This window comes from Aeromonas sp. ASNIH7, assembly GCF_002903485.1.
GTDB lineage: Bacteria > Pseudomonadota > Gammaproteobacteria > Enterobacterales > Aeromonadaceae > Aeromonas > Aeromonas caviae.
On sequence record NZ_CP026226.1, the window covers coordinates 1,637,667 to 1,655,257 of the forward strand.

Genomic DNA, 17,591 nt, shown 5'->3' on the forward strand with positions numbered 1-17,591 from the left:
ATTGACGCAGGTTGTTACATAAAACTGTCGCGTACTTGGGGGGGAAACCCGCTCAATAGTTGTTCCTCGCTGTTGCTTAGACCTAGACTAGCCCATAAAATTCGCTCTTCATTTATACCGGATGGACAATTGTTTGAACGATGACCTGATCACCATCTCCGACCTGACCTTCAGTCACGGGGATCGGCTGCTGTACGACAGGATCAACCTGACCATTCCCCGTGGCAAGGTCACCGCCGTCATGGGTCCGAGCGGGATCGGCAAGACCACCTTGCTGCGCCTGATCGGGGGCCAGCTCAAGCCTGAGTCCGGTCACATCCTGTTTGACGGGGAAGACGTTCCCACGCTCTCCCGTTCACGCCTGTATGAAGTGCGGAAACGGATGAGCATGCTGTTCCAGAGTGGCGCATTGTTCACCGGCATGACCGTCTTCGACAACGTGGCCTTCCCGCTGCGGGAGCACTCCGGCCTGCCGGAAGAGCTGATCCGCACCATCGTCATGATGAAACTGCAGGCTGTCGGTCTGCGCGGGGCGGCCAAGCTGATGCCGTCCGAGCTCTCCGGTGGCATGGCGCGTCGCGCGGCCCTGGCGAGATCCATCGCGCTGGATCCGGATCTCATCATGTATGACGAGCCCTTCGTGGGGCAGGACCCCATCACCATGGCGGTGCTGGTGAAGCTCATCAAGGAGCTCAACGATGCCCTCGGCATCACCTCCGTCATCGTCACCCACGACGTGAAGGAGGTGCTGAGCATCGCCGACTACGCCTACATCATCGCCAACCGCAAGGTAGTGGCACACGGCACACCGGAACAGCTGCGCGAGGAGCACAATCCCGAAGTCGAGCAGTTCCTCAAGGGATTGCCCGACGGTCCTGTTCCGTTTCATTTTCCGGCAGGCGACCTGCTACAGGATCTGTGATGTTGACAAGTCAGATAAGCAAGCTGGGCCGCAGCGGTGTGCGTTTCATCAACGCCGTCGGCCGGGCAACCATCATGCTGTTTCATGCACTGGCAGGACGACCCCAGCCACGCAAGCACTTCCCGCTGCTGGTGCAGCAACTGTATGTGGTGGGAGTGCAATCCGTCGCCATCATACTGGTGTCCGGCCTCTTCATCGGCATGGTGCTCTCCCTGCAGGGTTACAACGTATTGAAGGATTTCGGCGCAGAGCAGAGCCTGGGGCCTCTGGTTTCCCTCTCCCTGCTCCGTGAGCTGGGCCCTGTGGTCACCGCCCTGCTGTTCGCCGGTCGTGCGGGCTCCGCCCTCACCGCCGAGATCGGCCTGATGAAGGCCACCGAGCAGCTCTCCAGCCTGGAGATGATGGCGGTCGATCCGCTGCGCCGGGTCGTGGCGCCCCGCTTCTGGGCCGGGGTCATCAGCATGCCGCTGCTGGCCTTCATGTTCAGCCTGATCGGCATCTTTGGCGGCAAGCTGGTTGGTGTCGACTGGCTGGGGGTGGACGAAGGCAGTTTCTGGTCCGCCATGCAGGCCTCCGTCGACTGGCAGGACGACATCATGCAGGGCGCCATCAAGAGCCTGATCTTTGCCCTGGTGGTGACCTGGATAGCGCTCTTCAACGGCTATGATGCCAAACCGACCTCGGCCGGGATCAGTCAGGCGACGACCCGTACCGTGGTTCACTCATCCCTGGCCGTGCTCGGTCTGGATTTTATACTCACCGCAGTCATGTTTGGATAAGGGAAAGATGAAGTTCAGCAAAGTAGAATTTCTGGTTGGCGCCTTCATGCTGGCTGGCATCGCGGCCATTCTGGCATTGGCACTGCAAGTGGCGGGATTGAGTTTCAAACCGGAAGGAGAAACCTATACCCTGCGCGCCCATTTCGATAATATCGGCGGCCTGAAAGTGCGCTCGCCGGTCAAGGTCGGCGGCGTCGTCGTCGGTCGTGTCAGCGACATCACCCTGGATCCCAAGAGCCAGGTCCCCATCGTTTCCCTGCAGATGCAGAAGAGTGCCGGCGAGTTCTCCGAGACCAGCACCCTCTCCATCCTGACTTCTGGCCTGCTCGGTGAGCAGTACATCGGTCTGGCACCGGGGTTCAGCGATGAGGAGATGGGCACCAGCATGCTCAAGGATGGCGACATGATCGAAGACACCAAGTCCGCCATCGTGCTGGAAGATCTGATTGGCAAGTTCCTCTACAGCCAGTCCTCTCCGGCCAACACACCCGCAACCAAGGAGTAACCATGTTCAAGAAGATCGCCCTGATGCTGGGTCTGATGACCAGCATGCTGTTCTCCCTCGTCGCCCGTGCGGATGTCAATACTTCGGACCCCTATGCCCTCGTGGATCAGGCCGCCCAGCAGACCTTTGCCCGCCTGAAGGCCGATCAGGCCCAGGTGAAGAGCAACCCCGATCACCTGCGCGTCATCATCCGCGAGGAGCTGCTGCCCTACGTGGACAACCGCTTCGCCGCCTACAAGGTGCTCGGCAACCAGATCAAACAGACGACCCCTGCCCAGCGTGACGCCTTTGTCGACGTCTTCACCGAGTACATGGTGAGCTCCTACGCGGACGCCCTGGCACACTTCGACAAGCAGACCGTCAAGGTCCAGCCTGGCAAAGCCGCCGAGAGCAACATCACCGCCGTCAACGTCAGCGTGAAAGAGGCCGGCAAGCCGGACATCTTCCTCGAGTTCAAGCTGCGCAAGAACAACAAGACCGGCGAGTGGAAAGCCTTCGACATGGTTGCCGAAGGGATCAGCCTGCTCTCTGCCAAGCAGAACGAGCTGGGTGGCCTCATCCGCCAGAACGGCATCGATGCGGTGATCGCCCAGCTGCGTGAACACAACGCCAAGCCGCTGGTGATCAAGTCATGATCCTGAGCGGTGACTTGCAGGCCCCGCAGGTCAACGATCTGTGGCAACGCCGCGCCGACTGGTGGCAGGACGATCGGCTCGAACTCGGTGCCATCACTACCCTGGATTCCGCCGGCCTTGCCCTGCTGGTCAAGTGGGCCAAGGCGGCCCTGGCACGGGGTGCCACTCCGACACTGGTGGGTGCCTCCAACGATTTCCATACGCTGGCCAACCTTTACGGGGTGGCCAGCCTCTTTCATTCAACCCCGCTCACAACTGAGGACTCATAATGCAAGTCTCTGAAATTGAAGCGATACTCCTCGAGGCTTTGCCATTGTCCGAAGTCCATGTCAAAGGGGACGGCAGTCACTACCAAGTGATCGCCGTCGGCGACATGTTTGACGGCATGAGCCGGGTCAAGAAACAACAGGCCATCTATGCCCCGCTGATGGACAAGATCGCCACCAACGAGATCCACGCTCTCTCCATCAAGGCCTATACCGACGCCGAGTGGAAACGCGAGCGTAAATTCCAGCTGCCCTCCTGATTTGGTAAAGAAGTAAACCATGGACAAATTCAAGATCACCGGCCCCTGCACCCTCTCCGGTGAAGTGACCATCTCCGGCGCCAAGAATGCCGCCCTGCCCATCCTGTTTGCCACCCTGTTGTGTGACGAAGAGGTTCAACTCTCCAATGTACCGCGCCTGAAAGACGTGGGTACCACCCTCAAGCTGCTGGAGATGCTGGGCGCCACCACCAAGGTCAACGGCAACGTGACCGTGCTGACCGGCGCGGTAAACAATCATGTCGCCCCCTACGAGCTGGTGAAGACCATGCGTGCCTCCATCCTGGCCCTGGGCCCGCTGGCAGCCCGCTTCGGTGCAGCAGACGTCTCCCTGCCCGGCGGCTGTGCCATCGGTGCCCGCCCGGTCAACCTGCATGTCCACGGCCTGGAGCTGATGGGGGCGAAGATCGTCATCGAAGAGGGCTACATCAAAGCCCGCGTCGACGGCCGCCTGAAAGGTGCCCACATCCTGATGGACATGGTTTCCGTGACCGGTACCGAGAACCTGATGATGGCTGCCACCCTGGCTGACGGTCGCACCGTGATCGAAAACGCCGCCCGTGAGCCGGAGGTGGTCGATCTGGCCAACTTCCTCAACGCGCTCGGAGCTAACATTCAGGGCGCAGGCACCGATACCCTGACCATCGACGGCGTAGAACGTCTGCACGGTGGCAGCTACAGCGTGCAGCCCGATCGCATCGAGACCGGCACCTTCCTGGTGGGCGCCGCCGTGACCGGTGGCAAGATCACCTGCCGCAACACCGACCCCAGCCTGCTGGAAGCCGTACTGGTCAAACTGGAAGAGGCTGGCGCCCTGATTGAAAAGGGTGACGACTGGATCACCCTCGACATGACAGGTCGCACCCTGAAACCTGTCACCATCAAGACCGCCCCCTACCCGGCGTTCCCGACCGACATGCAGGCCCAGTTCACCGTGCTGAACGCGGTCGCCCAGGGCACCGGCATGGTCACCGAGACCATCTTCGAGAACCGCTTCATGCACGTGCCCGAGCTGGTTCGGATGGGTGCCGACATCGAACTGCAGGGCAATGTGGCCATCTGCCGCGACACCCAGCAGCTCAAGGGTGCCCAGGTGATGGCGACCGATCTGCGCGCCTCCGCCAGCCTGGTGCTGGCCGGCTTCGTGGCCGAAGGGGCCACCATCGTCGATCGCATCTATCACATCGACCGTGGCTACGAAGACATCGAGCACAAGCTGCAAGGCCTGGGTGGTCGCATCGAGCGCATCAAGGAATAAGCTGGCTTCACCATGAGCCGACGATAAAAAGGCCCCCTCGCAAAGCGAGGGGGCCTTTTTCATGACTCCGAATGGCGGCACCCCCTTCTCCCATTGCGGGAGAAGGGGCGGGGATGAGGAGGACAAGCAGACACCCTTTCCCCGAGGGAGAGGGTCAAGGGCTCAGGCGGTCAGCCGCTCCAGCTCGCCGATAAGCCAGATGGCCTCCTGGCGATGGGAGCCGCACACGTCCGCCATGGGGCGAAAGCCGCTGCACACCGCCGGGCGCTCCGGCTGGCCGAAGATCTTGCACCCCAGGTGCGCATCGAGCTGCACACAGGGCACACCGGCGGGCTTGCCGTCCGGCATGCCGGGAATGGCACTGCTGATGCTGGGGGCGATGCAGCAGGCACCACATCCCTGACGACATTCCATGTGATGTTTCCTCTGTGGGGCACTGCAGTGTAGCAAGGAGTCCGGTTGCTCCTAAGCCTTATCCCTGCCCGGGCACCCTGGCGCCCTGCAGAGCGCAAAAAGCCCGGCAGTGCCGGGCTTTTTGCTGCGGGAGTCAGCACATCACAGGATGATGTCGCGTACCACGCTGTCCTTGCGATCCAGGAAGTGGATCGACTTGATGCGACGGCATGAGAGTACGTGACTTGCCGCTACCGCCATCCTCCTGCTTACAGGATGATGTCGCGTACCACGCTGTCCGTGCGATCCAGGAAGTGGATCGGCTTGATACGACGGCATGAGAGTACGTGACTTGCCGCCACCGCCATCCTCCTGCTTACAGGATGATGTCGCGTACCACGCTGTCTTTGCGATCCAGGAAGTGGATCGACTTGATACGACGTATGGTGCGCGATTTACCGCGGATCAGCAGGGTCTCGGTGGTCGCCATGACGCCGTCGCTGGTGATCCCTTCCAGCAGATCACCCTTGGTGATGCCGGTGGCCGAGAAGATGACGTTGTCATTCTTGGCCAGATCTTCGAGCTTGAGCACCTTGCTCACGTCGATGCCCAGCTCCTCGCAGCGCGCGATCTCCTGTTCACCCAGGGCGCGAACCTCGGGGCTGTCACCCTTGACCTGGTGGCGGGGGATCAGGCGAGCCTGCATGTCGCCGTCCAGGGCGCGGATCACCGCGGCGGAGATCACCCCTTCCGGCGCGCCACCGATGCCGTAGAGCATGTCCACTTCGCTGTCCGGCAGACAGGTGAGGATGGAGGCGGCCACGTCGCCGTCGGGAATGGCGAACACCCGCACTCCCAGGCCCTGCATCTCCTTGATCGCCTTGTCATGACGCGGCTTGGCCAGGGTGATGACGGTCAGACGGGAGAGGGGCTTGCCGAGCGCCTTGGCCACGGCCTTGAGGTTCAGCTCCAGGGCCTGATCGAGATCGATGGCGCCTCTCGCCTTCGGGCCCACGATCAGCTTTTCCATGTACATGTCGGGGGCCTTGAGGAAGGATCCCTTGTCGCCCACCGCCAGCACGGCCAGGGCATTGGCCTGACCCATGGCAGTCATACGGGTCCCCTCGATGGGGTCGACCGCGATGTCCACGGCGTCGCCCTGACCCGTGCCCACCTTCTCGCCGATGTAAAGCATGGGGGCTTCGTCGATCTCCCCTTCGCCGATCACAATCTCGCCATCGATCTGGATCTGATTGAGGATGTGACGCATGGCCGCCACGGCCGCGCCATCGGCGATATTCTTGTCACCACGTCCGAGCCACTTGTAGCCAGCCAGTGCAGCCGCTTCCGTCACTCGGGAAAATTCGATTGCCAGTTCACGTCTCATCGCATATCCAACCTTAGGAGCTCGAAAACGGGCGGCATTCTACCACAAGGGCAAACCTTTGCGCGTAAAAGTGGCGACCAGCCACATAAATCCCGGTTTTCATCCCGCTGACATGGAACCGACACGGTTTGTTCATTGCACGGTCACCCGACTGTCATCTGTCACTTCTAGCATGGCCCCGTCTTTTAAAACAAAAGCTTGCAACACAAGGGATCATGATGAAAAAGCTGACAGTAGTAGCATTGGCTCTTACCGCCGCCTTCCAGGCTCAAGCCGTTGAAGTGTACAAAAACGAGAGCACCCTGCTCGACCTCTACGGCCGCATCTACGCCGGCCAGTTCTTCGGCGAGAAGAAAGAGCTGGACGCCAACGGTGACATCAAAGACGAATACAGCGACAAACAGGGAGCCAACCAGTTTGTCCGTCTGGGCGCCAAGGTAGAGAGCGAGATCAACCCGGGTCTCAAGGCGCTGGCCCAGTACGAACTGCAGATGTACATCAACGACAGCGAGAAGACCGTCAGCGAGAACTCCGACAACCTGCGTACCCGTCTGGCGTTCGCCGGTGTCGGCGCCAACTGGGGAACCGTCACCTTCGGTCGCCAGAAGGGGGCTCCTGGCTTCCTGGCGGACTGGACTGATGTCTCCCTCTCCGACGGTTACGGCAACGAGGCACTGGGCGCCAAGACCGACACCTTCGCCACCAACCGCGCCGGCTCCGTGCTGAAGTACTCCGGCCTGTTCAACGGTTTCCAGGTAGATACCAGCTACAAGTTCGATGGCGGTGACACCGAAGAGACCTCCAGCAAGGACAGCGATGCCGCCTACGGTGCCGCCGTGGCCTACACCTTCCCGTTCAACCTCTCCCTGGGGACCGCCTACAACGTGGGCATCCGCGACAAGAGCGGTGAAGAGGATGCCAAGCTGTGGCTGCTCTCCGCCAAGTACGACAACAAGGCCCTCTACGCCGCCCTGAGCTATGCCGACGGCAGCGACTTCCTGGCCACCGGCAAGGATCACACCGGCTGGGAAGGGGCACTGGGTTACAACTTCGAGAGCGGCTTCGGCCTGATGGCCCTGTGGAACAAGCAGAAGGTGGAGCAGGCTGGCAAGTCTGACTACGACTCCATCGACTATTACACCCTGGGTGCCCAGTACAAGTTCAACAAGAACCTGCGCGTCATCGGCGAGTACCGCATCAACAACCTCGACAGCCATGACAGCGGCAAGCTCAACACCAAGGATGACTTCCAGCTGGCGGCCCGCTACGACTTCTAAGTCGGCAACCACCTGACGACACGGCGCGCAGAGCACTCTGCGCGCCGTTTTTTATTGCGTCAGGCCAGGGGTTTATACGCCGACACCAGCAACAGCATGGGGCGCTCCGCCTCCTCCGCCAGGGCCGGGTTGGCCGCAATCTGCGCCGCCGTCGGCCCCCACTCCTCCACGCGGCGGATCTGGAACCCGGCGGCGACAAGGGCATTGAGGTAGGAGCCCAGGGTGCGGTGATACTTGACCACCCCCTCCGCCAGCCAGTTGCTGACCCGCTTGCCCTCGGCCTGGTAGCCGTTGACGGGCCAGGAGCGGCGTCCCTCTGCATCCACCAGCCAGCCTTGCGGCTGCGGGCAGGTGAAGATGGGGTGCTCCACCGAGAACACCAGGCTGCCGCCAGCCACCAGCGCACGGTGGATCTCCGCAAACAGCGGCGCCACCTCGGGCAGGTAATGGAGCGCCAGGGAGCTGTAGATGAGATCGAAAGGCTCATCGGACAGCGCAAGACCGTCCAGATCCCCCTGCCGATAGCGGATGGCCTCATCCCGGGTCAGCTCGGCGGCACGGGCCAGCATCTTCGCGGAGAGATCGATACCGACCACATCGGCAGCCCCGAGATCTCTGGCTGCCCGGCAGAACCAGCCATAACCGCAGCCCAGATCCAGCACCCGCTTGCCGGCAAGATCCGGCAGCATGGCTTGCAGCGCCGGCCACTCCGGCGCCCCCGCCAGCCCGTGAAGGGAGCGTGGCAGTTGGGCATAGCCCTCAAAAAACCCTGGTTCATCATAGATATTTTGTGACATTGCACTGTTTCCTCTTGAAGATGGTCAGCCTCTCTGGCCAACGACCCGGCCCTTGCCAAGCATACCCGTCGGTCATGACAGACCATAAAAAAAGCAGAGACCCGGGCGGGCCTCTGCTCTGTCTCGCACCCGCAGCCTGGCTGCGGGGCAACAAAAAAGGCCATAGACGAGGCAACGTCTATGGCCTTGGTTCAGTCGTGCGGCAAGGTCACGGCTCCCGCGAGGTAGCGAGATCCGGTCGTCACTGCACGATGAATGGATGGGAGGTCTGGGCCTCCACCGGCTCCGGACAATGCTTCATCGTGCGCATCTGTACGGAGTTCATTCGGGTCACTCGCTGATCCGAAGCATAAAGGGTCATGTCACTCACCCGGCCGGGCCGGTTCCATCAACACATTGAAAAATCTGGTGCCACTCTAGGGGACAGGAGTCTCAGAGGCAAGCCCGGCAGATCATGTTTGCCGACCCTCTCACCCCAGCTTCTTCTGCCAGAACATGGCCCGGCCCACCTCGGGATCGAGCTCATAACCCGCAAAGCCGCTGGCGCGATAGGCAGCCTGGGCCACCTTGTTCCCCTCCAGCACCTCCAGGGTCAGCTTGCAGCAACCGAGCTCCCGGGCGAGCCGCTCCGCCTCCGCCAACAGCTGCTTGCCGATGCCGTGGCCGCGATGGGCAGGGTGCACCGCCACGTCGTGGATATTGAGCAGCGGCTGACAGGCGAAGGTCGAGAAGCCCTCGAAGCAGGTGGCAACGCCAGCAGGCTCCCCATCGACCCAGGCCAGCAGCACATGAGCACCGGGTCGCGCGGCCAGGGCTTCGGCCAGATTCGCCTTCACCTCGTCCGCCAGTGCACTGCCGCCCCCCATCTCGTCCCTGGCGTATTCGTCCAGCATCGCGATCAGCGCCTCGCCGTGGCGAGGGTTGTGCAGATCCGCCCTGATGATCTCGACCATGTTTCTCTCCCTGTGTGTGCCGGATGGTGCGCCAAGGCGCGAGGCCACCATGGTAGCGTCCCCTCCGAACCGAACCAAGGTTCCCCCGGCCTTTTCCCCGAGGTTCCAGCCCCCTCAGTGCCTGCCGCCAATGATCTCTTTTTCTTGCATCTTCTCCTTGCAAGGCAAATGAAAATCAATATCATTAGCAACCTCTCACGATGAGAGAAATCAATAATTACAATAAAATCAACAATTTCAGGCCGATTGGTCGACAAAGAGTCACACCCAGATGAACCATTCCAACTCCCCGCGCGCCTTGCTGGGCGTCGCCTTGCTGGCGGTTTGCACCAGCCCCCGTGCCGAAGACGAAACCCTGACCGTGGTCGGCAAACGCAGCCAACATGAAGAGGTCGCCACCGCGACCCGTACCGCCACCCCGGCCAAGCTGGTGCCCCAGAGCATCGAGACCGTCAAGGCAAGCGAGCTGACCGCCTTCGGCCAGCCCACCCTGAGTGAAGCCCTGACCGGCATCCCTGGCGTCAACGCCAGCGGCGACACCCGTTTTGACGGCGTCACCATCCGCGGTTTCAGCGCCAGCAACGACTTCTACCTCGACGGCCTGCGCGACGACATGCAATACACCCGCGACCTTGGCAACATCGAACGGGTCGAAGTGCTCAAGGGCCCCGCCGCCGTGCTCTACGGCCGTGGCAGCACGGGCGGCATTGTCAACCGGGTCAGCAAGGTTCCCCAGAAGGGGCAGGCCTCCAGCGTCAGCGCCCAGGTCGGCAGCTTCGACAGCCGACGCTTCGCCGCCGACCTCAACGGCGAGGCAGGAGAGCGGGTACAGGTGCGCCTGAACCTGGCCCAGGAAGACAAAGACAGCTTTCGCGACGACGTGACCAGCAAGCGCACCCTGCTGGCCCCCTCCGTCAACTGGGAGATCACCGACACCCTGAACTGGCTGGTGCAATACGAGCGCAACGAGCACGATCGCACCCCGGATCGCGGCATTCCCGGCGTCGATGGTCGCCCGGCGGATGTCCCCATCGAGAGCGTCTACAGCGACACCCGCCGCGACTTCATCGACGATGTGGCCCAGTCCACCCGCTCCCGCTTCACCTGGGACATCAACGATCAGTGGCAACTGCGCCAGCAGCTCGGCTACACCACCCTCGACAGCCAGTTCGACAATACCTATGTCACCAGCGTCAAGGGTGACAAGGTGACCCGCGCCCGCTGGCAGCAGGATCTCAAGGCCAGCAGCCTCACCAGCAACACCGAGGCGGAAGGCCAGCTGCAAACCGGCCCCGTCGCCCATCGTCTGCTGGTGGGCCTGGAGCAGGGCTGGCAGGATCGCACCCCCAAGCTCTACCAGAACGCCAACCCGATCCCGGCAGGCAACCTCTATGATCCGGGCTCCCTGCCCACCTACGACGGCGCCATGAAACTCTCCAGCGACGCCCATCACAGGGTGCGCGGTGTCGGCCTCTATGTGCAGGATCAGCTCAGCCTGGGCGACTGGCACCTGCTGGCAGGCCTGCGCCGCGACGACTTCACCGTCACCAGCCGCCGCAACGACCTCGACAAGGAAGAGACCCTCTCGGTCACCAGCCTGAGTCCGCGCCTGGGCCTGGTGTGGAACCCCATCGAGGAGCATGCCTTCTACACCTCCTACAGCAAGACCTTCACCCCGGTGGGCGGCGAGCTTATCGGCATCACCCCGGGGGACAAGAACAACAACCTGGATCCCCAGCACACCCGGCTCTATGAAGGGGGCGTGAAGAGCGACTGGCTGAACGGCCGCCTCGCCACCACCCTCTCCCTCTACCGGCTGGAGATGTACAACAAGCGCAGCAAGGATCCGCTGGATCCCACCCGGGTGATCCTCACCGGTCTGCAGCGCACCGACGGCATCGAGCTGAGCGCCCGTGCCCAGCTGACCGACGAGATCTATCTGCGCGGCGGCGTCGCCATCCAGGATGCCGAGCAGGTCAAGGCAGATGCGGACCTGCAAGGCAAGCGACCGATGAACGTCTCCCGCCAGAACGGCCAGCTGTTCGCCGGCTACCAGAGCGGCAAGCAGGGCTGGTTCGGCGAGACCGGGATGACGGCGGTGGGGGATCGCTTCGCCGACAACGCCAACACAACCACCTTGCCCGGTTACGCCCGCTTCGACGCCCGTGCCGGCTACCGCTGGCCCCAGTGGGAAGCCCAGCTGAGCGTGGAGAACCTGACCGATCACGACTACTTCGTCAGCGCCACCAGCGCGGCCCAGATCATGCCGGGCACGCCCCGTCAGCTGCACCTGACCGCCGCCTACCGCTTCTGATCCTCCCTGTTTACCGACCCCTCTGGCCAGCGTTCGCTGGCCAGATTGTTATGAAGCACCGAACGATGACACGCAGAAAACTCCCCCTGCACAACAACAAGTGGGTGCGCCGCATCCACGCCTGGGCAGGCTTTGCCACCCTCACCCTGATGCTGATCTACGGCCTCACCGGCCTCTGGCTGCAACACAGGGCCGTGCTGCCCCTGCCCGGTCCCCACACCGCCAAGTCGAGCGAAGAGATAGTACTGAGCACGCCGCTGGCCAGCCCGGATGAATTGAAAGCCCTGCTGCAACAGCGTTATGCAGACATGTTCGAGGAGGGGCGACCCCAGATCACCCCGCCCCAGACCCTGCCCACACCATCCGGCTCTCTCACCTTGCCGGCCCGCTGGGAGCTGCGCGGTGTCACCCTGAGCGAAAGCGTGGCCGCCAGCTATGTGGAAGGCACTCTGCTGGTGCGCACCGAGCTGCAGCAGGCCAACTTCGCTGCCAGCCTCAACCGGCTGCACCGTGGCATGGGCACCGGCCTGCCGTGGCAGCTGGTGGGGGATCTGGCGGCGCTGGCCATGCTGCTGCTGGCCCTCACCAGCCTGCTGATGTGGAACAAGCTGCACGGCCCGGCCGCGCGCGGCATCGCCCTGCTGCTGCTGGGCGCCCTGGTCACCGTGCTGGTGGCCCTGCTCTAGCCCTTTTACCGACACCAAAACGGGATCCCGCTCCCGGCGGCGGTAACCTTGCCCGCACCTCGGGTAACAAAGGGTAACCGGCCGCCGATGGGGGTCACAGTTGGCGACCAGGCGGCTGGATAGGGAACGCCTGCGGCTGATAGGGTGCGCCCAGCTCCCGAACGCCGCGAGGAATCATGCGCATCTCCAGCATCGAATGCGGGCGAGTGGTGGCCATCCTGGCCGTGATGACCATCCATCTCTCCCCCTTCAGCAACCCCTTCGACCCCGCCCTGTGGGACGGCACGCCCTACCCTCTGGTCGGGGCCGTCATCAACCAGCTCTGCCGCTTCGCGGTGCCGCTGTTCTTCCTGTGCGCCGGTTACTTCTTGCAACCCGCCCTCGCCGCGGGCCACCCGCTGACGGTCGCACTGCGCTACTGCCGACCCCTGCTGGGGCTCTGGCTGGCGTGGAGCCTGCTCTACGTGCTGATCCCCTTCAACCCGCTCGCGGCGGTGAGCGAGGGCTACCTGCCCGCCATGGCAGGCCAGTGGCAGATGCAGCTCGGGGATCATCTCAACGTCTGGTGGGTGGGCGGCATGATCCACCTCTGGTTCCTGCCCGCCCTGATGGTGGCGGTGCTGATCCTGGGGCTCTGCCAGCAGGTCCGCCTGCCGAGGCTGGCCCTGCTGCTGGGGGCCCTGCTCTACGGCCTGGCCCTGATCGGTGGCTCCTATGGCCCGCTGCTGCCGGGGGGCGAGTGGGCCCTGCTGACCCGCAACGGCCCCTTCTTCTCCCTGCTGTTCGTGGCGCTTGGCGCCGAGCTGCGCCTGCGTGCCTGGCAGCCGGACGCCAGGCGCTGCGCCCTGATGATGATGGCGGGGATGGGGCTCTACGCCCTGGAGGCCGCAGGTCTGCTGCGCATTGCCGCCGTCCCCCTCGCTCGTCACGATTTCCTGCTGGGTTCGCTCCCCTGGACGCTGGGGCTGTTCGGCCTGCTGCTGGCCAACCCGGCATGGGGCAAAGGCAGCTGGCTGGAGCGCCAGGCCCCCAAGGTGCTCGGCCTCTACTGTCTGCACATGATGCTGGTGGTGTGGCTGATGATCTTCGGCCCCCAGGGCAAGCAGGTGTGGTGGGAGCTCCTCAAGGTACCCGCGCTGCTGGCGCTCACTCTGCTCGGCTACCGACTGCTGGCGGCCACCGCCCTCAGCCGCTGGTTGCTGCGGGCTCGCTAGAAACAGGACCCTGACCAGCCAGCAGATCAACGTGGTTCAGCGCAAAATCGTGCATCTGCTGGAGCAGGGGGATCAGGGCGACGCCAAGCGGGCTCAGACAGTACTCCACCCTGGGCGGTACGTCGGGGTAGAGGGTGCGGATGATGACACCGTCGCTCTCCAGCTCCTTGAGCTGGGCGGTGAGCACCTTCTGGCTCACCTCGGGCAGGCAGCGGCGCAGGTCGCCAAAGCGCCGGGTCTGTTCGCGCAGATGAAACAGAATGGCCGGCTTCCATTTGCCGGTCAGCAGGCGCAATACCTGATAGGCGGGACAGGGCAGTGAGGGCACGGTATGGCTCGTGAGTGGTTACTTTGCGGTAACTATGCCACGAAAATGTGCCTTCTTGCAGCCAAGATGCTGGCTTCCTATGATGCGGATTCCGCCAATCAACGCCCACGAGAGGTTTATCATGCCCAGCCTGCTGCAGATCCATTTCAACTTCCCCGCCCAGATGATGGGACCAGCCCTCACTGCTGCGGCCATGCCGCTGGCCGACTCCATCACCCGGGAGCCCGGCTTCATCTCCAAGATCTGGACCGAGAACCCCCGCACCGGCGAGGCGGGCGGCATCTATCTGTTCGAGGATGAGGGGAGCGCCCTCGCCTACGCCACCATGCATGAGCAGCGGGTGCTCGCCATGGGCGCCAGCGCGGTGCAGTACAAGGTGTTCGACGTCAACGAGCCCCTCAGCCGCGTCACGCGCGGTCTGGTGTGATCTCCTCGCCCAGCAGCAACCGGTAGCAGGTATCCTGCTGCCAGATGAAGCCCAGCCGCTCAAATAGCCGCTGGCTGGGCAGATTGTCCGGTTCGATATCCGCAAGCAGGGTGATGATGCCAAGCTGGCGGGCATAGGCGATCAGGGCGCTCAGCGCCTCCCCCATCAAACCTTGTCCCCAGTGGCTGCGGGCCAGCATGCAGCCCACCTCCGCCTGGCGCAGGCTGGCGCCGGCCGCAAAGCTGTGCAAGCCGCAGGTACCCACCAGGCGGCCGCTGCCGCGTAACACCAGCCCCCACTCCAGCGACTCGCCGCCAGCCAGCAACCGCTCGACGCTAGCCAGCATCTGCGACACGGTGGCAAGGGAGGGAAACGGCGGCTCCCCGACGAAGCGCATCACCAGGGGATCCCCGTAGATGGCGAAGAGATCGGCAGCATCCCGCCCATCGAAGGGGCGCAGTCGCCCCCTTGGCGTCAGCAGTACGGGCAGTTCACGGGGCAGGGATGGCACGGAGTCGTATCGCCTTGTCTGGTCAAAGGAGCCCAATCATGAGGCTCAGAACCTCAGGGTCAAGCCGATATTGGCCTGCCACTGGGTGATCAGCTCCCCTCGCACCCGAAAGGCGCAGATCTCGGGGTTGCAGAGAAACTGGCTGTCGTCGTTGACCAGGGCACCATAACCGCGCACCTCGGCCCGCACAGCCAGATGTTCGGTCAGGCGCGGCTGCACCCCGAGCGCCAGGGACATGGAGGGGGCCGTCTCGCTGTCGTAGGCATCGAAGCGGGTGACCCCGATCCCGGCGCCGATATAGGGGGCCATCAGGTTGTCCGAGAGAGTCAGGGCCCCGGCAAACTGCAGGGTGTCCACCGTCAGCCTGTCGGGCAGTTCGGGGGACACCCGGGTCGACTGGTGGCTGTAGAGCAGCTCCACCATGCCGGGGTCATCCACCTCCCTGCTGATGAAGAGGCCCCAGTTGCCCGAGCTCTCCCCCTGCAGGGAGCCGATGCCGGCCGAGTGCGGCGTGGGGGTGGGTTCATCCATCGCCTCGAAGTCGATGGACGAGCTGTAACCCAGGAAAGGGGTCAGCTGCCAGCCCGACACCGCGGGCTCGGCCGCCCAGCCCGTCAGCGGTAACCACAGTCCCAGCACCATCATCGTCGCTCTCGTCACGCTCTTCTCCCCGGTTCACATGGATTGCGTCAAAAAGCATATCAGAGCCTGTTCCATCCGACCCTGGACGGGGGCTGTATCGCCCCATTTTGGCGACCCGCCCCCGCTCCCGGCGCATCCTTGCCATCAAAACTTGCGCCGGCTCACATTATTCATCTGGGATTAACCTCGCCCCCGTAAGCTGTCGGCGCCACAGGGGTGGCCTTAACAGGACGAGGATCTCAGGAATGGTTGCCGCGCAACTCAACGACCCACAAAGCACGCTCTCCGATACCCTGAGGGCCACCGCTCACGCCATCGAAGAGAGCCACATCAGCCTGCGCCAGATGCTGGCCCTGGTGGGCGAGCAGGGCATGCTGCTGTTTTGCGTGCTGCTCACCGTGCCCTTCCTGCTGCCGGTCTCCATCCCCGGCGTCAGCACGCCCTTTGGCCTCTTGATCCTCTTCATCGGCACCGGCATCACCCTCAACCGGGTGCCCTGGCTGCCCGCCGTCCTGATGGAGCGCCGCTTCGCCGCCGAGCACATCAAGCCGACCCTGCACAAGGGGGCGGATCTGCTGGCCCGCATCGATCGCCTGATCCGGCCCCGCCTGCTGATCCTGACCGGCAGTTACGCCATCAATCGCTGCAACGGCCTGCTCATCATGTTGGCCGCCCTGCTGCTGATGTTGCCGCTCGGCGCCATCCCCTTCACCAACGCCATGCCCGCCTGGGCCATACTGTTGCTGGCCGTCGGCATGTTGCAGCGGGACGGTCTCTTCGTCGCCCTCGGCTATACCCTGGTCGCCGCCACCCTGGTCTGGTTCAGCGTGCTGGCCATCGGCCTGCTGATGGCGGGCCAGAACATCTCGACGCTGTTTGGCTGAGACGGCGCCAAGACGCAGACAAATGAAAGAGGGCGACACAGGGTCGCCCTCTTTCGTTGCAGGCCTGGCCGCTTTTCAGGGATCCCCCGCGTGGGCCACCTGGTTGCGCCCGCCCCGCTTGGCCCGATAGAGCCACTCGTCCGCCCGGGCCAGCACGGTGCCGAGATCCTCGCCCGGCCGGATCAGGGTGGTGCCCAGGCTCACGGTCACGGGGGCCGGATCCGGCGCCAGGGCCGCCACCGCGGCGCGGATCCGCTCCGCCACCTTCAGCAATATCCCCTCGTCTATCTGCGGCAGCAGGATCAGAAACTCCTCGCCACCGCTGCGCACGAAGAGATCCTCCCCCCGCAACTGGGCGGAGACGCACTCGCAGACCCGGCACAAGACCTTGTCACCGGTCTGGTGGCCGAAGCGATCGTTGATCTGCTTGAAGTGATCGAGATCCAGCATGATGAGGCCGGTGAGATGCTGCCCCTGCACCCTGTGGTGATACTGGTCGAAGAAGAAGTGGCGGTTGTAGAGGCCGGTGAGCTGATCCGTCTCCCCGAGCCGCTTGAGCCGCTGTTGCAACTCGTGCTGGCGAGTGATGCTGCGGGTCATCCAGGCCACCGCCCGCTTCCCCTCATATAAAGAGGGCAAGGGCGCTATCTTGCCCTCGAAACGCTGCATTCCCTGGGGCCCGGCGTCGGCGTCGATGCCGTCCACCTCGGCGGGGGAAAGGTCATACTCCACCACCTGCACCTGGCCGCTGGCGAGGGCCTGAGCCACCTGCGCCATCACCCACTGCGCCTTGTCCTCGGGCAGCACGTCCAGCAGTTGTCTGCCGATCAGCGGGTTGCCGTTCTGGTAGGACTGCTGCTCCATCCCGCCGATGTACTCGATGTAGTAGCCATCTTCGCTGAGGATGAAAACGGGATCCGGCAACTGGGCCATCACTTCGTAGAGTTGTGCCACTGAGAGCGCCATCCGAGCTCCTTGCTATCCGTGGGAGTGGGTCCCTGTACTCCTGTTATACAAGACTCATGGAGTATCGCACAGGGGCAGAAAGTTGCCTGCCGGGCGGGAAGGATGCGGTCGGTGACGTGTTCACCGGACAAGCCTCCGGCAAAGTGAATGGTAGCAATCGGGGATGCTG

21 protein-coding genes are annotated in these 17,591 nt (G+C 63.3%); 13 read left to right on the forward strand and 8 right to left on the reverse strand.

Annotation, left to right across the window (positions count from 1 at the left end; all coding sequences use genetic code 11):
- Window positions 1-121: 121 nt before the first annotated feature.
- The 7 genes from mlaF to murA are packed head-to-tail and all read left to right on the forward strand — an operon-like array spanning window position 122 to window position 4,643.
- On the forward strand, window positions 122-922 hold the full coding sequence (gene mlaF / locus C2U47_RS07695) for a phospholipid ABC transporter ATP-binding protein MlaF (protein WP_029314846.1): 801 nt from the start codon (window positions 122-124) through the stop codon (window positions 920-922).
- Window positions 922-1,701 carry a lipid asymmetry maintenance ABC transporter permease subunit MlaE gene (gene mlaE / locus C2U47_RS07700; protein ID WP_010675878.1) on the forward strand — a complete coding sequence of 260 codons (780 nt, stop codon included), beginning with the start codon at window positions 922-924 and terminating at the stop codon, window positions 1,699-1,701. Before mlaF ends, mlaE begins: the two co-directional genes overlap by 1 nt.
- A gap of 7 nt (window positions 1,702-1,708) precedes the next feature.
- Window positions 1,709-2,206, forward strand: coding sequence for an outer membrane lipid asymmetry maintenance protein MlaD (gene mlaD, locus C2U47_RS07705; RefSeq protein WP_010675879.1), 498 nt, complete (start codon window positions 1,709-1,711; stop codon window positions 2,204-2,206).
- 2 nt (window positions 2,207-2,208) lie between these two features.
- Entirely contained in the window at window positions 2,209-2,841 is a 633-nt protein-coding gene (mlaC, locus tag C2U47_RS07710) for a phospholipid-binding protein MlaC (RefSeq protein ID WP_039040470.1), read from the forward strand.
- Entirely contained in the window at window positions 2,838-3,110 is a 273-nt protein-coding gene (locus tag C2U47_RS07715) for an STAS domain-containing protein (RefSeq protein ID WP_069785528.1), read from the forward strand. The genes mlaC and C2U47_RS07715 overlap by 4 nt, the downstream gene beginning before the upstream one ends.
- Window positions 3,110-3,367 carry a BolA family iron metabolism protein IbaG gene (gene ibaG, locus C2U47_RS07720; RefSeq protein WP_010675882.1) on the forward strand — a complete coding sequence of 86 codons (258 nt, stop codon included), beginning with the start codon at window positions 3,110-3,112 and terminating at the stop codon, window positions 3,365-3,367. Before C2U47_RS07715 ends, ibaG begins: the two co-directional genes overlap by 1 nt.
- Before the next feature lie 19 nt (window positions 3,368-3,386).
- Window positions 3,387-4,643 carry a UDP-N-acetylglucosamine 1-carboxyvinyltransferase gene (gene murA, locus C2U47_RS07725; protein ID WP_041211853.1) on the forward strand — a complete coding sequence of 419 codons (1,257 nt, stop codon included), beginning with the start codon at window positions 3,387-3,389 and terminating at the stop codon, window positions 4,641-4,643.
- 162 nt (window positions 4,644-4,805) lie between these two features.
- On the opposite strand, the gene C2U47_RS07730 is transcribed toward murA, so the two are convergent.
- Together C2U47_RS07730 and glpX are read right to left on the reverse strand one after the other, a co-directional pair.
- Complete coding sequence (locus tag C2U47_RS07730) at window positions 4,806-5,057, reverse strand: YkgJ family cysteine cluster protein (protein WP_069785527.1); 252 nt, start codon at window positions 5,055-5,057, stop codon at window positions 4,806-4,808.
- Between the two features lie 355 nt (window positions 5,058-5,412).
- On the reverse strand, window positions 5,413-6,423 hold the full coding sequence (gene glpX / locus C2U47_RS07735) for a class II fructose-bisphosphatase (RefSeq protein ID WP_039040467.1): 1,011 nt from the start codon (window positions 6,421-6,423) through the stop codon (window positions 5,413-5,415).
- A 218-nt stretch (window positions 6,424-6,641) separates the two neighbouring features.
- Between glpX and C2U47_RS07740 the strand changes: the two genes are divergently transcribed.
- A complete protein-coding gene (locus C2U47_RS07740; protein WP_069785526.1) occupies window positions 6,642-7,700 on the forward strand; it encodes a porin in 1,059 nt (352 codons plus the stop codon).
- A 59-nt stretch (window positions 7,701-7,759) separates the two neighbouring features.
- Here C2U47_RS07740 and C2U47_RS07745 read toward each other — a convergent pair whose 3' ends face one another.
- The gene (locus tag C2U47_RS07745; RefSeq protein ID WP_069785525.1) at window positions 7,760-8,497 is read right to left on the reverse strand and encodes a class I SAM-dependent methyltransferase; all 738 of its coding nucleotides are present in this window, start codon (window positions 8,495-8,497) and stop codon (window positions 7,760-7,762) included.
- A gap of 470 nt (window positions 8,498-8,967) precedes the next feature.
- Window positions 8,968-9,450, reverse strand: coding sequence for a GNAT family N-acetyltransferase (locus C2U47_RS07750; protein WP_069785524.1), 483 nt, complete (start codon window positions 9,448-9,450; stop codon window positions 8,968-8,970).
- Between the two features lie 271 nt (window positions 9,451-9,721).
- On the opposite strand from C2U47_RS07750, the gene C2U47_RS07755 reads away from it, so the two are divergent.
- From C2U47_RS07755 to C2U47_RS07765, 3 genes are all read left to right on the forward strand, one after another.
- A complete protein-coding gene (locus tag C2U47_RS07755) occupies window positions 9,722-11,764 on the forward strand; it encodes a TonB-dependent receptor (protein WP_052814443.1) in 2,043 nt (680 codons plus the stop codon).
- A 65-nt stretch (window positions 11,765-11,829) separates the two neighbouring features.
- Complete coding sequence (locus C2U47_RS07760) at window positions 11,830-12,450, forward strand: PepSY-associated TM helix domain-containing protein (RefSeq protein WP_069785523.1); 621 nt, start codon at window positions 11,830-11,832, stop codon at window positions 12,448-12,450.
- A 176-nt stretch (window positions 12,451-12,626) separates the two neighbouring features.
- Entirely contained in the window at window positions 12,627-13,664 is a 1,038-nt protein-coding gene (locus tag C2U47_RS07765; RefSeq protein ID WP_069785522.1) for an acyltransferase, read from the forward strand.
- On the opposite strand, the gene C2U47_RS07770 is transcribed toward C2U47_RS07765, so the two are convergent.
- Window positions 13,636-13,992 carry a winged helix-turn-helix transcriptional regulator gene (locus C2U47_RS07770; protein WP_069785521.1) on the reverse strand — a complete coding sequence of 119 codons (357 nt, stop codon included), beginning with the start codon at window positions 13,990-13,992 and terminating at the stop codon, window positions 13,636-13,638. The two genes, C2U47_RS07765 and C2U47_RS07770, sit on opposite strands and share 29 nt — an antisense overlap.
- A gap of 121 nt (window positions 13,993-14,113) precedes the next feature.
- On the opposite strand from C2U47_RS07770, the gene C2U47_RS07775 reads away from it, so the two are divergent.
- Window positions 14,114-14,419 (forward strand): monooxygenase, encoded by a 306-nt coding sequence (locus C2U47_RS07775; protein ID WP_103261951.1) that lies wholly within the window; start codon window positions 14,114-14,116, stop codon window positions 14,417-14,419.
- Here C2U47_RS07775 and C2U47_RS07780 read toward each other — a convergent pair.
- Together C2U47_RS07780 and C2U47_RS07785 are read right to left on the reverse strand one after the other, a co-directional pair.
- Window positions 14,400-14,930 carry a GNAT family N-acetyltransferase gene (locus tag C2U47_RS07780; protein ID WP_010672677.1) on the reverse strand — a complete coding sequence of 177 codons (531 nt, stop codon included), beginning with the start codon at window positions 14,928-14,930 and terminating at the stop codon, window positions 14,400-14,402. The two genes, C2U47_RS07775 and C2U47_RS07780, sit on opposite strands and share 20 nt — an antisense overlap.
- A gap of 45 nt (window positions 14,931-14,975) precedes the next feature.
- On the reverse strand, window positions 14,976-15,572 hold the full coding sequence (locus tag C2U47_RS07785) for an outer membrane beta-barrel protein (protein ID WP_180911694.1): 597 nt from the start codon (window positions 15,570-15,572) through the stop codon (window positions 14,976-14,978).
- 245 nt (window positions 15,573-15,817) lie between these two features.
- Here C2U47_RS07785 and C2U47_RS07790 point away from each other — a divergent pair, with 245 nt between their 5' ends.
- On the forward strand, window positions 15,818-16,456 hold the full coding sequence (locus C2U47_RS07790) for an exopolysaccharide biosynthesis protein (RefSeq protein ID WP_103261565.1): 639 nt from the start codon (window positions 15,818-15,820) through the stop codon (window positions 16,454-16,456).
- Between the two features lie 75 nt (window positions 16,457-16,531).
- Here the strand turns inward: C2U47_RS07790 and C2U47_RS07795 are convergent, their stop codons facing one another.
- Window positions 16,532-17,422 (reverse strand): sensor domain-containing diguanylate cyclase, encoded by an 891-nt coding sequence (locus tag C2U47_RS07795; protein WP_103261566.1) that lies wholly within the window; start codon window positions 17,420-17,422, stop codon window positions 16,532-16,534.
- Window positions 17,423-17,591 lie beyond the last annotated feature (169 nt).

Bases quoted from the DNA above. Each gene is read 5' to 3' on its own strand.
- murA (WP_041211853.1), top strand. From the start codon at position 3,387: ATGGACAAATTCAAGATCACCGGCCCCTGCACCCTCTCCGGTGAAGTG.
- C2U47_RS07740 (WP_069785526.1), top strand. From the start codon at position 6,642: ATGAAAAAGCTGACAGTAGTAGCATTGGCTCTTACCGCCGCCTTCCAG.
- mlaF (WP_029314846.1), top strand. From the start codon at position 122: ATGGACAATTGTTTGAACGATGACCTGATCACCATCTCCGACCTGACC.
- C2U47_RS07745 (WP_069785525.1), bottom strand. From the start codon at position 8,497: ATGTCACAAAATATCTATGATGAACCAGGGTTTTTTGAGGGCTATGCC.
- C2U47_RS07775 (WP_103261951.1), top strand. From the start codon at position 14,114: ATGCCCAGCCTGCTGCAGATCCATTTCAACTTCCCCGCCCAGATGATG.
- C2U47_RS07750 (WP_069785524.1), bottom strand. From the start codon at position 9,450: ATGGTCGAGATCATCAGGGCGGATCTGCACAACCCTCGCCACGGCGAG.
- mlaC (WP_039040470.1), top strand. From the start codon at position 2,209: ATGTTCAAGAAGATCGCCCTGATGCTGGGTCTGATGACCAGCATGCTG.
- mlaD (WP_010675879.1), top strand. From the start codon at position 1,709: ATGAAGTTCAGCAAAGTAGAATTTCTGGTTGGCGCCTTCATGCTGGCT.
- C2U47_RS07755 (WP_052814443.1), top strand. From the start codon at position 9,722: ATGAACCATTCCAACTCCCCGCGCGCCTTGCTGGGCGTCGCCTTGCTG.
- C2U47_RS07730 (WP_069785527.1), bottom strand. From the start codon at position 5,057: ATGGAATGTCGTCAGGGATGTGGTGCCTGCTGCATCGCCCCCAGCATC.
- ibaG (WP_010675882.1), top strand. From the start codon at position 3,110: ATGCAAGTCTCTGAAATTGAAGCGATACTCCTCGAGGCTTTGCCATTG.
- C2U47_RS07795 (WP_103261566.1), bottom strand. From the start codon at position 17,422: ATGGCGCTCTCAGTGGCACAACTCTACGAAGTGATGGCCCAGTTGCCG.
- C2U47_RS07765 (WP_069785522.1), top strand. From the start codon at position 12,627: ATGCGCATCTCCAGCATCGAATGCGGGCGAGTGGTGGCCATCCTGGCC.
- C2U47_RS07785 (WP_180911694.1), bottom strand. From the start codon at position 15,572: ATGGTGCTGGGACTGTGGTTACCGCTGACGGGCTGGGCGGCCGAGCCC.
- C2U47_RS07790 (WP_103261565.1), top strand. From the start codon at position 15,818: ATGGTTGCCGCGCAACTCAACGACCCACAAAGCACGCTCTCCGATACC.
- mlaE (WP_010675878.1), top strand. From the start codon at position 922: ATGTTGACAAGTCAGATAAGCAAGCTGGGCCGCAGCGGTGTGCGTTTC.
- C2U47_RS07760 (WP_069785523.1), top strand. From the start codon at position 11,830: ATGACACGCAGAAAACTCCCCCTGCACAACAACAAGTGGGTGCGCCGC.
- glpX (WP_039040467.1), bottom strand. From the start codon at position 6,423: ATGAGACGTGAACTGGCAATCGAATTTTCCCGAGTGACGGAAGCGGCT.
- C2U47_RS07715 (WP_069785528.1), top strand. From the start codon at position 2,838: ATGATCCTGAGCGGTGACTTGCAGGCCCCGCAGGTCAACGATCTGTGG.